This window comes from Streptomyces sp. NPDC040610 (assembly GCF_055594065.1).
This window is the reverse complement of the sequence record NZ_JBVIXA010000009.1, coordinates 134,192-149,058: the sequence shown is the minus strand read 5'-3', so window position 1 is coordinate 149,058 and position 14,867 is coordinate 134,192. Positions and strand designations below refer to the sequence as shown.

The window sequence follows — 14,867 nt, the reverse complement described above, 5'->3', positions numbered from 1 at the left end:
GACCTAGTGGTCGGCCGGTGCCCGCAGTGTGAACCACACGGCCTTGCCGGACTCCGTGGGCCGGTGGCCGCAGGACGAGCTGAGCGTGCGGATGAGGAGCAGGCCGCGGCCGTGCTCCTGCCAGGGATCGGGCTCGTCGTCCGGCGACGGGTCGGTGAGGTCGCCCGGCGGGATCGGGCTGGAGTCGCGCACCTCGACCTGGCAGCTGGTCGGCAGCAGCTCGATGACCAGCTCTATCGGGTCGTGCCCCGGGGCGTGCTCCACGGCGTTGGCGACCAGCTCGGCGGTCAGCAGCTCCGCGGTGTCGGTGTCCGCGGTGGAGCCGATGTCGACGAGGGCCGTGCGGACCAGGGCGCGCGCGATCGGAACGGCTGCCGTGGTGTGCGGCAGTCCGATGCGCCAGGAGGCGGGGGCGTGCGGTTCGGGCAAGGCGGGTCCGTTCGGCGAGCAGGTGGTCCCGAGCAGGGGGTCCTGTGCGGTCCTGCTGTCAACCGTACGAATCCTAAGCCGAGTGGAGACAGGGGCGACCGTCGGCCGGTTTGCGGCCCGATGCCAGGACATTGCGGGACTTACGCCTCTGCGGCCGGGGGCGACGGCCCCCCGGGGGCAGGGGAAGGGTGCCCCTGAGGTCGGGCGGGTGGCCCCGAAGTGCTCCGGACGTGCGTGCCCCACCCCTCGTATCGCGTACTCGTGACGACAGTCAGGGACGAGTGATAACTTCGAGAGGGAGCGAGACCGCGCCCCGGCGCGTCCGACCCCGCCCCGGCCAAGGCCCGCGCACCGGCCCCCGCCGCCCCCGACCGAGGAGGCCGCACCTCATGAGTCCCTTCACCGGTTCCACCGCCCGCACGCCCGAGTGGGAGCATCTGCGCCTCACCGTCGACGACGGCGTCGCCACCGTCACGCTCGCCCGCCCCGAGAAGCTCAACGCCCTCACCTTCGGCGCCTACGCCGACCTGCGCGACCTGCTCGCCGAGCTGTCCCGGGAGCGGTCCGTGCGGGCCCTCGTCCTCGGCGGAGAGGGCCGCGGCTTCTGCTCCGGCGGCGACGTGGACGAGATCATCGGCGCGACGCTCGCCATGGACACCGCGCAGCTCCTCGACTTCAACCGCATGACGGGCCAGGTCGTGCGGGCCCTGCGCGAATGCCCGTTCCCCGTGGTCGCCGCGGTCCACGGGGTGGCCGCGGGCGCGGGCGCGGTGCTCGCGCTCGCCGCGGACTTCCGGGTCGCCGACCCGTCGGCGCGGTTCGCGTTCCTGTTCACCAAGGTGGGGCTCTCCGGCGGCGACATGGGCGCGGCCTACCTGCTGCCGCGCGTCGTCGGCCTCGGCCACGCCACGCGGCTGCTGATGCTGGGGGAGCCCGTGCGCGCCCCCGAGGCCGAGCGCATCGGCCTCATCAGCGAACTGACGGACGAGGGCAGGGCCGCGGAGGCGGCCGCGGCCCTGGCCCGCCGCCTGGCCGAGGGCCCCGCCCTCGCGTACGCCCAGACGAAGGCCCTGCTCACCGCGGAGCTGGACATGCCGCTCGCGGCCGCCGTCGAGATGGACGCGGCGACGCAGGCGCTGCTGATGAACGGCGAGGACTACGCCGAGTTCCACGCGGCGTTCACGGAGAAGCGGACGCCGAAGTGGCAGGGCCGATGACGGCGCCGGGCTCGGAGGAAGAGCCCGTCCGGCACCCCGTACCAGCGGCCGGTGAGGCCCACCGGATCGCCGTCATCGGCGGCGGCCCCGGCGGCCTCTACGCCGCCGCCCTGCTCAAGCGACTCGACCCGGACCGGGAGGTCACCGTCTGGGAGCGGAACGCGCCGGACGACACCTTCGGCTTCGGTGTCGTGCTGTCCGACGAGACCCTCGGCGGCATCGAGCACGCCGACCCGGTCGTGTACGCGGCGCTGCAGGCGGAGTTCGTCCGCTGGGACGACATCGACATCGTGCGCGGCGACACCCGCCACACCTCCGGCGGCCACGGCTTCGCCGCGCTCGGGCGGCGCTCCCTGCTCGCGGTCCTGCACGAGCGGTGCCGCGACCTCGGCGTGGACCTCCGCTTCCGTACGGAAGCCCCGCCCGCCGCCGAACTCGCCACCGCGTACGACCTGGTGATCGCCGCGGACGGTGTGCACAGCCTCACCCGCGAGGCGCACCCCGAGGCCTTCCGCCCCACCCTCACCAGCCACCGCTGCCGCTACATCTGGCTCGCCGCCGACTTCGCCTTCGACGCGTTCCGCTTCGAGATCGCCGAGACCGAGCACGGCGTGATGCAGCTGCACGGCTACCCCTACGAGGCCGCGACGGCCACGAGCCCCGGCGCGTCCACCGTCATCGTCGAGATGCGCGAAGAGGTGTGGGAGGCCGCGGGGTTCGCCGACCTCGACGCCGCCGCGTCCGTCGAACGCTGCGCCAAGCTCTTCGCCGACGCGCTCGGCGGCCGCCCCCTGCGCTCCAACAACTCCTCCTGGCTCACCTTCCGCACCGTCGTCAACGCCCACTGGTCGCACGGCAACACCGTCCTGCTCGGCGACGCCGCCCACACCGCGCACTTCTCGATCGGCTCCGGTACCAAGCTCGCCGTCGAGGACGCCCTCGCGCTCGCCGCGAACCTCCAGGAGCAGCCCGACATCCCCGCCGCCCTCGCCGCGTACGAGGCCGAGCGCCGCCCGGTCGTCGAGTCCACGCAGCGCGCCGCCCGCGCCAGCCTGCAGTGGTTCGAGGAACTGCCGACGTATCTCGGCCAGCCACCGCGGCAGTTCGCGTTCAACCTGCTCACCCGCAGCCGCCGCGTCACGCACGACAACCTGCGGCTGCGCGACGCCCGCTTCACGGAGGCCGTCGAGCGGGACTTCGGCTGCCCGCCCGGCACGCCGCCCATGTTCACGCCCTTCCGCCTGCGCGACCTGGAGCTCCGCAACCGCGTCGTCGTGTCCCCCATGGACATGTACTCCGCCGAAGACGGCGTGCCCGGCGACTTCCACCTCGTCCACCTCGGCGCGCGGGCGCTCGGCGGGGCGGGCCTCGTCATGACCGAGATGGTGTGCGTGAGCGAACGGGGCCGCATCACGCCGGGCTGCGCCGGGCTCTACACCGACGAACAGGCCGCCGCCTGGGCCCGGATCGTCGACTTCGCCCACGCGCAGGCGCCCGGCACCGCGCTCGGCGTCCAGCTCGGGCACTCCGGCCGCAAGGGGTCCACGAAGCTGATGTGGGACGGCATCGACGAGCCCCTGCCGGCCGGCAACTGGCCGCTCGTCGCTCCCTCCGCCCTCCCGTACACCCCCGCGAACCAGACCCCGCACGCCCTGTCCGCAGCCGAACTGCCCGCCGTCCGCGAGGAGTTCGTCGCCGCCGCCCGGCGCGCCGCCACCGCCGGCTTCGACCTCCTCGAACTCCACTGCGCCCACGGCTATCTGCTCTCCAGCTTCCTCTCCCCCCTCACCAACCACCGCACCGACGCCTACGGCGGCTCCCTCGAAGCCCGGCTCCGCTTCCCCCTCGAAGTCTTCGACGCCGTACGCGACGTGTGGCCCGCCGACCGGCCCATGACCGTCCGCATCTCCGCCACCGACTGGGCCGACGGCGGCAACACCGCCGACGACGCCGTCGTCGTGGCCCGCGCCTTCGCCGCCCACGGCGCCGACGCCATCGATGTCTCCACCGGCCAGGTCGTCTCCGACGAACGCCCCGCCTACGGCCGCTCCTACCAGACGCCCTTCGCCGACCGCATCCGCAACGAAACCGGCATCCCCGTCGTCGCCGTCGGCGCCATCTCCTCCTGGGACGACGTCAACTCCCTCCTCCTCGCCGGCCGCACCGACCTCTGCGCCCTGGCCCGCCCCCACCTCTACGACCCCCACTGGACCCTCCACGCCGCCGCCGAACAGAACTACTCCGGCCCCGGCGCCCCCTGGCCCACCCCCTACCGCGCGGGCAGCCGCCGCCCCCAGACGGGCCGCACGGACGCCCCGAAGCCGCGGTTGTCGCTGGGGGGTTGAGGGCGGGGGCCTTGCCGGGGGCTCCCCAACCCCACCCCTTCCCGATCCTGGGGCTCCGCCCCAGACCCCGCTCCTCAAACGCCGGAGGGGCTGGATTTTCCAGCCCGTCCGGCGTTTGAGGACGAGCCGCGGAGCGGCGACAAGCGGGGGGGGTCCGGGGGCGCAGCCCCCGGGTTCGGGAAGGGGCGGGATCGGGGAGCCCCCGGCAAGGCGCCCCGCCCCTCAGCCCACCCCCGCCACGAACCCCCGCCCCGCCTCCCCGAGGCGGTCGTCCAGGGCGCGGAAGACTTCTGCGGAGCGCGTGCCGGGCCAGTCGGCCGGGAGGAGGTGCGGGGGGAGGCCGGGGTCGGCGTAGGGGAGGTGGCGCCAGGAGTCGAGGGCGAGGAGGTGGTCGCGGTAGGCCTGCTCGGGGGGCGTGTCCGCGCGGGCCTGCCAGGCACGCAGGACGGGTTCGTGACGATCGAGGAACGCTTCGTGCTGCTTGGCGAGCGCGGTCAGATCCCACCACCGCCCCACGGCCTCCACGGTCGGCGTGAAGCCGAGGTGCTCACCACGGAACAGGTCGACGTACGGGGCGAGATGGAGGCGTTCGAGGGTGTGCCGGGTCTCCTCGTGGAGGTGGGCGGGGGCGATCCACACCCCGGGCGCGGCACTGCCGAAGCCGAGCCCCGCGAGCCGCGAACGCAGCACGTGCCGCTTGTTGCGCTCGGCCTCGGGCACGGAGAACACGGCGAGCACCCAGCCCCCGTGCTCCGCACGCCGCTCGGCCCACGGCCAGTAGATGCGGCGGTCCCCGTCCTCCAGAAGCTGCCGCGCGTCGGCGGAGAGCGCGTACCCCGCGCCCCCGGCGTCCGTGCGCGCGGCCACCAGCAGCCCGCGCCGTTTCAGGCGGGACACGGAGGAGCGCACGGACGGCGCGTCCACGCCCACGGGCGCGAGGAGCCGGACCAGTTCGGCCACGGCCACGGGGCCGGGCGCGGCCCGGCCGTGCGCCCCGTAGAACGTGACGATCAGGGACCTGGGAGTGTGCTGCTCGGACACGTGATCACTCTAGGCCCCGGGCGCGGGCCCGGGCTCGCGGAGCCGGAAGCGCTGGAGCTTCCCGGTCGCCGTACGCGGCAGGGTCTCCAGGAACACCAGCTCCCGGGGGCACTTGTAGGGCACCAGCTCCGCCTTCACGAACTCCCGCAGCCGCTCCGCGTCCGCCACCGCCCCCGCACGCAGCACCACGTACGCCACGACCACCTGCCCGCGCCGCTCGTCGGGCCGGCCCACGACCGCGGTCTCCACCACGTCCGGGTGGCGCAGCAGCGCCTCCTCGACCTCGGGGCCCGCGATGTTGAACCCGGCCGAAATGATCATGTCGTCCGCGCGCGCGACGTACCGGAAGTAGCCGTCGCTGTCGCGGATGTAGGTGTCGCCGGTGACGTTCCAGCCGTGGCGTACGTACTCCCGCTGCCGGGGGTCGGCCAGATAGCGGCAGCCGACCGGGCCGCGCACCGCGAGGAGCCCCGGCTCGCCGTCCGGCACGGGCACGCCCGCCTCGTCGACCACGCGCGCGTGCCACCCGGGCACGGGCAGCCCGGTGGTGCCGGGGCGGATCGCCTCGTCGGCGGCGGAGATGAAGATGTGCAGGAGTTCCGTCGCGCCTATGCCGTTGATGATGCGTAGGCCCGTGCGCTCGTACCAGGCCTGCCAGGTCGCGGCCGGCAGGTTCTCGCCCGCGGACACGCAGCGGCGCAGGGAGGCGAGGGCGGCGGGGGAGGCAGTGTCCCCCGGGGGTGGCTCCGGTCCGTCGTCCGGCGGGGGCGCGGCCAGTTCGTCCAGCATCGCCCGGTACGCCGTCGGCGCCGTGAACAGCACGCTCACCCCGTGTTCCGCGATCGCGGGCAGGAGTTGGCGCGGGCCCGCCTGTTCGAGGAGCAGGGACGAGGCGCCGACGCGCAGCGGGAAGACGACCAGGCCGCCGAGGCCGAAGGTGAAGCCCAGCGGGGGGCTGCCCGCGAACACGTCGTCGGGGCGGGCCTTGAGGACGTGGCGCGCGAAGGTGTCCGCGATGGCGAGCACGTCCCGGTGGAAGTGCATACAGCCCTTGGGGCGCCCCGTGGTGCCCGAGGTGAAGGCGATCAGGGCCACGTCGTCGGCGGCGGTGTCCACGGCCTCGTACACGGCCCCGGGGCGGGCCGCCGCGCGGGCGACGAGGTCGTCGGGGCCCTCGCCGCCGTACGTCGTGACGGCGAGGCCGGGCACCCCGGCCTTCGTCAGGTCGTCGACCGCGCGGATGTCGCACAGGGCGTGCGTGACCTGCGCGATCTCGCAGATCGTGGCCAGCTCCTGGGTGCGCTGCTGGGCGAGGACGGTCACCGCGACCCCGCCCGCCTTCATCACCGCGAGCCAGCACGCGGCGAGCCACGGCGTGGTGGCGCCGCGCAGCAGCACGCGGTTGCCGGGGACCACGCCGAGCTCGTCGGTGAGGACGTGCGCGATCCGGTCGACCTGCTCCTGGAGCCGTCCGTACGTCCAGACGGCGCCGTCGGCCGTGCGGAACGCGGGGCGGTCCGTGCCGTGCCGCTCGGCCGAGCGGTCGAGCAGTTCCGTGCCGCAGTTGAGGCGGTCCGGATAGTGCAGCTCGGGCCGGTCGCGGACCAGCGCGGGCCACTGCTCGCGGGGCGGGAGGTGCTCCCGCGCGAAAGTGTCGACGTGGCCGGATGTCTCCATGGTGCCTCGCCCCTTTGCCGGTCGGGCGTAGTGGTGCGCCAGCCAGACGAGCGTATCGTGATGGTGACGACAGTCAACGGTGCGCGATAAACGCGATGGAGCGGCGCGCGAGGGGAGAGGACCGGGATGACCGTATTCTCGCTCAATCCGGAAGAGATCGCCCGGTGCGAACGGCTGCGGGAGCTGACCGCCGAGCGGCTGCTCCCCCTCGCCGACAAGGGGGAGCCGGGCCGGGTGAACCGCCCCCTGGTCCAGGAGCTGGGCGAACTGGGGCTCCTGGACGCCCTGTTCGACTCCGGCGCCCTCGACCTGTGCCTGCTGCGCGAGTCCCTCGCCCGCGGCTGCACGGAGGCCGAGACCGCCCTCGCCCTGCAGGGCCTCGGCGCCCACCCCGTGCACGCCCACGGCTCCCCGGCGCAGCGCGAGCGCTGGCTGCCGCCGGTGCGCGCGGGCCGCGCCGTCGCCGCCTTCGCCCTCTCCGAGCCCGGCGCGGGCTCCGACGCGGCCGCCCTCGCCCTGGCCGCCGAGCCCGACGGCTCCGGCGCCTGGCGCCTGACCGGCGAGAAGTCCTGGATCTCGAACGCGCCCGAGGCCGACTTCTACACCGTCTTCGCCCGCACGACCCCGGACGCCGGCGCCCGCGGCGTCACCGCCTTCCTCGTCCCCGCCGACCGCGAGGGCTTGACCGGCACCCCCCTCGCGATGCTCTCGCCGCACCCCATCGGCACGCTCTCCTTCGACGGCGTCCGCGTCGGCGCCGACGACGCCCTCGGCGAGCGCGACCGCGGCTTCCGCGTCGCCATGACCACCCTCAACCGCTTCCGCCCCAGCGTCGGCGCCTTCGCCGTCGGCATGGCCCAGGCCGCCCTGGACGCGACGCTCGCGCACACCGCGGCGCGGGACGCGTTCGGCGGCAAGCTGAAGGACCTGCAGGCGGTGTCCCACCAGGTGGCCGAGATGGCGACGCGCACGGAGGCGGCGCGGCTTCTCGTGTACGCGGCCGCGGCGGCGTACGACCGCGACGAGCCGGACATCGCGGGGCGCGCGGCGATGGCGAAGCTGTTCGCCACGGAGACCGCCCAGTTCGTCGTCGACACCGCCGTCCAGCTGCACGGCGCCCGCGCCCTGCGCCACGGGCACCTTCTGGAGCACCTGTACCGGGAGGTGCGGGCCCCGCGCATCTACGAGGGCGCCAGCGAGGTCCAACGGGCCGTCATCGCCAAGGAGTTGTACGGAAAGGAGACCCCGTCCGCATGAGCATGGAACGCCTGAACCCCGCCGACCTCTCCCCGCCCACCGGATTCAGCCACGCCGTCGTGGCCACCGGCAGCCGCCTCGTCTTCCTCGCGGGCCAGACGGCCCTCGACACCGAAGGCAAGGTCACCGGCACCACCCTCCCCGAGCAGTTCGAGAAGGCCCTCACCAATCTCCTGGCGGCCCTGCGAGCCGCAGGCGGCACCCCAGCCGACCTGGCCCGCGTCACGGTCTACGCCACCGACGTCGCCGACTACCGGGCCCAGGCCCCCGAACTGGGCCGCATCTGGAAGAAGTTGGCGGGCCGCGACTACCCCGCGATGGCGGTGATCGGCGCGGTACGCCTGTGGGACGACGAGTGCATGGTCGAGCTGGACGGCTTTGCGGTGTTGCCGTAGCCCCTGTGCGTTCCCGGCGCAGCCCAAGCCCCTGCCCGCAGCGGAGCCGCCGACCCGGACCTCACCCCCGCCGGGCGAACTTCCGCGAGGAGAAAGCCGCGTCGTCCTTCGTGCTCACGCCGTCCGTGACCCACCAGTGCGTCGGCGTCGCGCCGTAGGCGTCGTACAGCTTCGTCGACGTCCAGGAGAGGACCACCTCGTCCTTGCCGTCGCCGTCGAAGTCGGTGGCGGCGTGTATGTGCTTCGAGCCGTTGGCGGCGGGGATGCGGGTGCCGTCGACGCGGGCGGGGGGCCTGCGGGTCAGTAGTCCGACGCGGCGGTCGCCGTCGATGAGGACCGGGGTGTGGGGATCGCCGCGCAGGAGCGTGTCGCGGCCGTCGCCGTCGGGGTCGACGGCCGTGAACGAGCCCTGGCGGGCGCCCTCGGGCGGCAGGTAGGTGCGTACGGCGCCGTCGCCGCCCGGGTAGACGGCGTAGCTGCCGTGGACGTCGGCCGGCTCCTTCGAGGCGCCGGGCTCGTCGTTGCGGCCGCCGTCGTCGCCGACGGCGAGGTCACGGGTGCCGTCGCCGTCGAAGTCGCCGAACGCGTGACCGTTCCCCTTGCGCACGGTACGGCTGGTGGTGGCGAGGCCGCCGCCGGGGCGGGCGGCGAAGTACTCGCCCGCGGACTGCTCGCCGTCGTTGCCGTAGTGCACGAACACGCCGGTGACGCGCGGCTTGCCCGTGGCGGGCAGCTCGTCCGCGTGGAGCGTGCCGTACGACGTCGGGCCCGACCGGGCCAGGGGCCGCCGCTCCGTGCGCGCCGCCGTGCCCGCGCGCGTGAACGGGCCGAACAGCAGCACCACGGCCGTGCCGTCCGCCCGCAGCCCCGCCAGGTCGTGGCGCCCGTCGCCGTCGAAGTCGCCGCGCACCGTCTCCGAGTAGCCCTCCGCCGCGTCCTGCGCGGGCAGCCGGAGCCGGGTCGCCGTCGTGGCGCGCCGGGGTCCGTCCGGGCCGCCCCACGTCACGTACTCGACCCGGCGCTGCGTCGATCCGGTGGGGCCACGCTCCGCTTCGGGGATCTCCTCGCCGCCGGTGCTGAGGAAGTCGGGGAAGCCGTCGTCGTCCAGGTCGGCGGTCGTCTCCGGGAGCACCGCCCCGGTCGCCGGGGGCTCGACGGCGGGCAGCCCGAGCTCGCGCGACGAGTACACGCTGCGGATCGTCGGGTCGGGACCGCGCCCGGTGCCGAAGACCACGGCGATGTGGGAGGCCGCGCCGCCGCGGCTTCTCGGGTCGGGCCCCGACACCTGCATGAGCAGGTCGCGGTGACCGTCGCCGTTGATGTCGTCCGGGTCGCCGGAGCCCCGCCCGGGCGCGGGCGCGCGGCTCTCGGTCGGTACGACGTCCGGGGCGCGCGAAGCGGACGCGTCCCGGTCGGACGTGCCCGACCCGTCGCCACCGGATCCGCCGCACCCCACGAGCAGGGCGAGCGCGGCACAGACGGCGAACGGGCGGGTCACGGCGGCAGAAGGCATGGGGCACACCTTCACACCGGGACCCGCCCGGACTCCAGCGCCGACCGGCAACTACCGGCCCGGACGCCTCAGATGTCCCGGAACGTCTCGATCTGCGCGCCGACCGAGTTCAGCCGCTCCGCCAGGTCCTCGTACCCGCGGTTGATCACGTACACATTGCGGAGCACCGACGTGCCCTCGGCCGCCATCATCGCGAGCAGCACCACCACGGCGGGCCGCAGCGCGGGCGGGCACATCATCTCGGCGGCGCGCCAGCGCGTCGGGCCCTCGACGAGGACGCGGTGCGGGTCGAGGAGCTGGAGGCGGCCGCCGAGGCGGTTGAGGTCGGTGAGGTAGATCGCGCGGTTGTCGTAGACCCAGTCGTGGATGAGGGTCTTGCCCTGGGCCGCCGCCGCGATGGCCGCGAAGAAGGGGACGTTGTCGATGTTGAGCCCGGGGAAGGGCATCGGGTGGATCTTGTCGATGGGCGCCTCCAGCTTGGAGGGGCGCACGGTGAGGTCGATGAGGCGGGTGCGGCCGTTGTCCGCCGGGTACTCCGGCGAGCGGTCGTGGTCGAGGCCCATCTCCTCCAGGACCGCGAGCTCGATCTCCAGGAACTCGATCGGCACCCGCTTGACGGTCAGTTCGGACTCGGTGACGACGGCCGCGGCCAGCAGGCTCATCGCCTCGACCGGGTCCTCGGACGGGGAGTAGTCCACGTCGACGTCGATGGTGGGGACGCCGTGCACGGTCAGCGTCGTCGTGCCGATGCCCTCGACCTTGACGCCGAGCGCCTCCAGGAAGAAGCACAGGTCCTGGACCATGTAGTTGGAGGAGGCGTTGCGGATGACCGTCGTGCCGTCGCTGCGGGCGGCGGCGAGCAGCGCGTTCTCCGTCACCGTGTCGCCGCGCTCGGTCAGGACGATCGGGCGGTCGGGCGTGACGTCGCGGGCGACCTCCGCGTGGTAGAGACCCTCGGTCGCGGCGATGTCCAGGCCGAAGCGGCGCAGCGCGATCATGTGTGGCTCGATCGTGCGGGTGCCCAGGTCGCAGCCGCCCGCGTAGGGCAGCTTGAAGTGGTCCATGCGGTGCAGGAGCGGGCCCAGGAACATGATGATCGAGCGGGTGCGGCGGGCGGCCTCCGCGTCGATGGCGTCCATGTCGAGCTTCGCGGGCGGCACGATCTCCAGATCGACGCCGTCGTTGATCCAACGGGTGCGCACACCGATGGAGTTGAGGACTTCGAGGAGGCGGTAGACCTCCTCGATGCGGGCGACGCGGCGCAGCACCGTGCGGCCCTTGTTCAGCAGCGACGCGCACAGCAGGGCGACACAGGCGTTCTTGCTCGTCTTGACGTCGATGGAGCCCGAGAGGCGACGGCCGCCGACGACCCGCAGATGCATCGGACCGGCGTAGCCGAGCGAGACGATCTCGCTGTCGAGCGCCTCGCCGATACGGGCGATCATCTCAAGGCTGATGTTCTGGTTGCCGCGCTCGATGCGGTTCACGGCGCTCTGACTGGTGTTGAGCGCCTCGGCCAACTGCGCCTGAGTCCAGCCACGGTGCTGCCGGGCGTCACGAATGAGCTTGCCGATGCGTACGAGGTAGTCGTCTGCCATGGGTGCAGGCTATCTCAGATATGAGATGGCGTACGCGTTGGGGTGGGCCATTGGTGGAGTGACCGGTTCCGGACGGGGCGCACGGCCCCGCCCGCGCCCGCGGGAGCCGCCCGGCGCCCGGGAGTTGAGCCGGGCCGCACCAGCGGCCCGACCCGGCACCCGCCGCGACCGACGACCGCCCGGCCGAAGCCACCGGCCGTCACCCGCAACCGCAGGTCACCGCGCTCAACCGCAGCCGCACGACACCCGGGGCCGGCCCGCCGCCCGCGTCACCCGGGCGGCGGCCGCGCGCCCCGACGGCGACTCGCCGTCGTGCACCACTGTGCCTCCGCTCAGCGTGAGACGCACCTCGACGCCGCTGATCTCGGCCACCGGACACCGCGTCACATCACGGTCGAGCAGCGCCAGATCCGCCTGCTTGCCGCACTCGACGGTCCCGGTGAGATGCGCCATACGGAGCTGCCGCGCGCTGCCGAGGGTGTGCGTGAGCAGCGACGACGTACGGCTGATGCCCTCCTTGGCGCGGTAGAGGTCGCCCTCTCCCTCGGCATCCGTGCCGCGCCGGTCGACGGCGGTGCGGACCTGGTTCCACACCTGGAGCGGGTCGACCGGCCAGTCGGAGCCACCCGAGAGCCGCGCGCCGTGCGACTGCAGACCGCGCGCCGGGTACAGCCAGCGGTGCCGCGCCGCGCCGAGGTAGGGGAGCAGCGCGTCCACCGTCCAGGCGTTCCGTGTCGCCCATTGCAGCTGCATACAGGCGACGACGCCGAGTTCGGCGAACCGGGGCAGATCCGCCGGGTCGACGAGCTGGAGGTGCGCGATGGTGTTGCGGACGTCACGGCGGCCGGTGCGGCGCAGGGCGTACGCGTAGCCGTCGAGGGCGGTGCGCACGGCCCGGTCGCCGATGGCGTGCGCGTGCAGCTGCCAGCCCTCGGCGTTGAGGGCGGCGGTGAGCCGTCCGAGGTCGGCGGCCGACACATACAGGTCGCCCCGGTGATCGGTGGGCTTGCCGTCTTTGTCCAGATACGGCTTGAGGAGCGCGGCGGTCTGCGCCGGGTACTCGATGACGCCGTCGAGGAACACCTTGACGGTCCCGAACCGGAGCCCGCGCACACCGTCGAAGTCGTCGCGCAGCTTCTTCGCGTACGCGACGGAGGCGCGCGGGTCCTTGGCCTGCTCGGAGGTGAGCCGCAGGGCGGGCACGACCCGCTGGGGCAGCTTGCCCGCGGCGGCGAGCGCCCGGTACAGGGCCAGCTCGTCCTCGCCCGTCACCGCCTCCATGAACGTGGTGATCCCCGACGCCGCCGCCTCGGCGAACACCTTCGCGGCCGCGGCCACGAGCGCCGCCTCGTCGGGCTCGGGGATGTGCCGGGACACCAGGAGCTGCGCGTCGTCCTTGAGCACGCCCGTCGGCTTGCCGTCGGCCCCCTTCACGATCTTCCCGCCGACGGGGTCCGGCGTAGCGGCGGTGATCTTCGCGATGTCCAGCGCGCGCTGATTGACCCACATGTTGTGGCCGTCGGCGCCGCGCAGGGCGAGGGGGCGGCGGGTGGGCAGGGCGTCGAGCATGGAGTGGTGCGGGGCGGTGCCGCGCGGAAGGAGCCCCACGGGGTTCCAGTCCTCCACGACGAGCCAACCGTCGGGCTCGCCGCCCGCGCCCTCGCCGGATGTCTCCTTCAGAAATCCGGTGAGGGTCTTCCGCAGCTCCTCCACGGTCTGCTCGGCCCCGTCGAGCGAGGGCCGGAGCGAGCGCGCGGCCGCGTCCGTCGGATGGGCGTGCCCGTCGTGGATCCCGCTGAGCAGGCTGCCGCCGCGCCCGTCGACGACCTCGGTGTCCCGCCCGGCGAACCGCCGCACCTCCGCGTCCGACCCGACGGCGAGGATCCGCCCGTCCCGCCCGACGGCGACCGCCCGCGCGGGCCCGGAGCCGCGCACGCCGGTGAACACGCGGGCGTTGTGCACGACGAGCGCGGCGCCGCGGCGGGGGCGGCGCGCGGGCGAGGCGACGGCGGGGGCGCCGGTCGCCCCGACGAGCCCGGCGGCGCCGACGGCACCGGCGGCGGCGAGCAGGCTGCGGCGCGCGACGGTCGAGGACGGCGCCTTCGGCGCGGGCGGTGCGGACGACTCGGCGGACTCGGCAGGCGCGGACTCGGCAGGCGCGGACTCGGCAGGCATGGCCACTCCAAGGCGATACGTCGACTGGGCAGTGACCGCACGCTGCGTGAGTAACCCGTTAACCAGAACCCACCCCGCACAACGAAATCCGCACGCGCGCCGCCGCGAGGCCCGTGCACCTCCTCCGGCCCCGGGCCCTCTCCGTACGATGGCCGCGTGCCGGACAGCGGACCGACTCTCGCCGACATCGCGCGCGCCGCCGAGGTGTCGACCGCGACCGTCTCGCACGCGCTGAACGGAACGGGCCGTCTGTCCGAGGCGACCCGGCGCCGCGTCCGCGCGACCGCGACCGCCCTCGGCTACGGCGCTCCGCGCACGGGCCCGCGCACCCGCACCCTCGGCATCGCCGTCACCACGTTCCCCGGCCCCTGGAACTACGCCGAGATCGCCTACTTCTCACGTGCCGTCACCGCGGCCACCGCCGCCGCCCACGCGCACGGCTACGCCCTCACCACGCTGCCCGCCGACCGCCTCGCCGACGCGGCCTGGCACACGCTCGCCGTCGACGGCATGCTCATCGCGGACAGCCCGCCCGGCGACCCGATGGCGCGGGCGCTGCGTGCCCGTGGCATCCCGGTCGTCTTCGACGGTGTCCCCGGCGACGTGCGCGAGGGCGACCACTGGATCGACAACGACCACATCGCCACCACCCGCGAGGTCCTCGACCACCTCACGGACGCGGGCGCCCGCCGCATCGCCCTGCAGTCGGGCAGCGGCGCCGAGACGTACGCGCGCGTGGTGACGGAGACGTACGAGGAGTGGTGCGCGGAGCGCGGCGTCCCGGCGCGCGCCGTGCGGTTCGACGTGGCCGACGCCGAGGGCCGGGCCTTCGACGCACTGCTCACCGGTCCCGACCGCGCCGACGCCGTGTACGCCGCGTACGACCCGGGCGGCCGTCAGCTCCTCGCGGCCGCCCGCCGCCACGGCCTGCGGATCCCCGACGACCTGCTGCTCGTGTGCGCCAGCGAGGACCCCGGCTACGCGCAGACCGCACCGCCCGTCAGCACGGTGAGCCTGAAACCCGAACTCATGGCCCGCGCGGCCGTGGCCCACCTGGTCGCCCTGATCGAGGGCGCCCAGCCACCGACCCCCGGCCCGACCGTGGTCCCGGCGGCACTGCACGCGCGGGCCTCGTCCCGGGGCATGCCGGACGGCCGCTGTGACGGGACAGCGGGGCGCGCCTCGTCGTCACGGCGGCTGATGTACTAGAGTTATCTCGA

Annotated in this window: 11 protein-coding genes; 5 read left to right on the top strand and 6 right to left on the bottom strand. The window is 74.3% G+C overall.

From position 1 onward, the window contains the following. Window positions 1-3: 3 nt before the first annotated feature. Window positions 4-429: an ATP-binding protein gene (locus tag ACZ6AA_RS28475; protein WP_385708733.1), complete on the bottom strand. Its 426-nt coding sequence runs from the start codon at window positions 427-429 to the stop codon at window positions 4-6. Between the two features lie 389 nt (window positions 430-818). Between ACZ6AA_RS28475 and ACZ6AA_RS28470 the strand changes: the two genes are divergently transcribed. Both ACZ6AA_RS28470 and ACZ6AA_RS28465 read left to right on the top strand, forming a co-directional pair. After that, the gene (locus ACZ6AA_RS28470; protein ID WP_471460715.1) at window positions 819-1,646 is read left to right on the top strand and encodes an enoyl-CoA hydratase family protein; all 828 of its coding nucleotides are present in this window, start codon (window positions 819-821) and stop codon (window positions 1,644-1,646) included. Then, window positions 1,643-3,991, top strand: coding sequence for a bifunctional salicylyl-CoA 5-hydroxylase/oxidoreductase (locus ACZ6AA_RS28465; RefSeq protein WP_471460790.1), 2,349 nt, complete (start codon window positions 1,643-1,645; stop codon window positions 3,989-3,991). Before ACZ6AA_RS28470 ends, ACZ6AA_RS28465 begins: the two co-directional genes overlap by 4 nt. Window positions 3,992-4,213: 222 nt before the next feature. On the opposite strand, the gene ACZ6AA_RS28460 is transcribed toward ACZ6AA_RS28465, so the two are convergent. Beyond that, complete coding sequence (locus tag ACZ6AA_RS28460) at window positions 4,214-5,032, bottom strand: PaaX family transcriptional regulator (protein ID WP_468456058.1); 819 nt, start codon at window positions 5,030-5,032, stop codon at window positions 4,214-4,216. Between the two features lie 9 nt (window positions 5,033-5,041). Further along, the gene (locus ACZ6AA_RS28455; RefSeq protein WP_471460714.1) at window positions 5,042-6,709 is read right to left on the bottom strand and encodes an AMP-binding protein; all 1,668 of its coding nucleotides are present in this window, start codon (window positions 6,707-6,709) and stop codon (window positions 5,042-5,044) included. Between the two features lie 126 nt (window positions 6,710-6,835). On the opposite strand from ACZ6AA_RS28455, the gene ACZ6AA_RS28450 reads away from it, so the two are divergent. Together ACZ6AA_RS28450 and ACZ6AA_RS28445 are read left to right on the top strand one after the other, a co-directional pair. After that, a complete protein-coding gene (locus ACZ6AA_RS28450; protein ID WP_468456054.1) occupies window positions 6,836-7,966 on the top strand; it encodes an acyl-CoA dehydrogenase family protein in 1,131 nt (376 codons plus the stop codon). Beyond that, entirely contained in the window at window positions 7,963-8,361 is a 399-nt protein-coding gene (locus ACZ6AA_RS28445; RefSeq protein ID WP_468456052.1) for a RidA family protein, read from the top strand. The genes ACZ6AA_RS28450 and ACZ6AA_RS28445 overlap by 4 nt, the downstream gene beginning before the upstream one ends. A 61-nt stretch (window positions 8,362-8,422) precedes the next feature. Here the strand turns inward: ACZ6AA_RS28445 and ACZ6AA_RS28440 are convergent, their stop codons facing one another. The 3 genes from ACZ6AA_RS28440 to ACZ6AA_RS28430 all read right to left on the bottom strand — a co-directional run bounded on the left by ACZ6AA_RS28440 (window position 8,423) and on the right by ACZ6AA_RS28430 (window position 13,647). Further along, entirely contained in the window at window positions 8,423-9,874 is a 1,452-nt protein-coding gene (locus tag ACZ6AA_RS28440) for a hypothetical protein (RefSeq protein WP_471460713.1), read from the bottom strand. A gap of 68 nt (window positions 9,875-9,942) precedes the next feature. Beyond that, window positions 9,943-11,472, bottom strand: coding sequence for a UDP-N-acetylglucosamine 1-carboxyvinyltransferase (locus ACZ6AA_RS28435; protein ID WP_468456048.1), 1,530 nt, complete (start codon window positions 11,470-11,472; stop codon window positions 9,943-9,945). Between the two features lie 225 nt (window positions 11,473-11,697). Continuing rightward, entirely contained in the window at window positions 11,698-13,647 is a 1,950-nt protein-coding gene (locus ACZ6AA_RS28430; RefSeq protein WP_471460712.1) for an amidohydrolase, read from the bottom strand. Window positions 13,648-13,803: 156 nt separating this feature from the next. Between ACZ6AA_RS28430 and ACZ6AA_RS28425 the strand changes: the two genes are divergently transcribed. After that, window positions 13,804-14,856, top strand: a complete 1,053-nt coding sequence (locus ACZ6AA_RS28425) for a LacI family DNA-binding transcriptional regulator (RefSeq protein ID WP_471460711.1) — start codon at window positions 13,804-13,806, stop codon at window positions 14,854-14,856. The last annotated feature ends 11 nt before the right edge of the window (window positions 14,857-14,867 follow it).

What these genes read in the sequence shown, in the direction of transcription:
- ACZ6AA_RS28465 (WP_471460790.1), top strand. Translation starts at nt 1,643, where the DNA reads ATGACGGCGCCGGGCTCGGAGGAAGAGCCCGTCCGGCACCCCGTACCA.
- ACZ6AA_RS28450 (WP_468456054.1), top strand. Translation starts at nt 6,836, where the DNA reads ATGACCGTATTCTCGCTCAATCCGGAAGAGATCGCCCGGTGCGAACGG.
- ACZ6AA_RS28455 (WP_471460714.1), bottom strand. Translation starts at nt 6,709, where the DNA reads ATGGAGACATCCGGCCACGTCGACACTTTCGCGCGGGAGCACCTCCCG.
- ACZ6AA_RS28445 (WP_468456052.1), top strand. Translation starts at nt 7,963, where the DNA reads ATGAGCATGGAACGCCTGAACCCCGCCGACCTCTCCCCGCCCACCGGA.
- ACZ6AA_RS28440 (WP_471460713.1), bottom strand. Translation starts at nt 9,874, where the DNA reads ATGCCTTCTGCCGCCGTGACCCGCCCGTTCGCCGTCTGTGCCGCGCTC.
- ACZ6AA_RS28435 (WP_468456048.1), bottom strand. Translation starts at nt 11,472, where the DNA reads ATGGCAGACGACTACCTCGTACGCATCGGCAAGCTCATTCGTGACGCC.
- ACZ6AA_RS28470 (WP_471460715.1), top strand. Translation starts at nt 819, where the DNA reads ATGAGTCCCTTCACCGGTTCCACCGCCCGCACGCCCGAGTGGGAGCAT.
- ACZ6AA_RS28430 (WP_471460712.1), bottom strand. Translation starts at nt 13,647, where the DNA reads ATGCCTGCCGAGTCCGCGCCTGCCGAGTCCGCGCCTGCCGAGTCCGCC.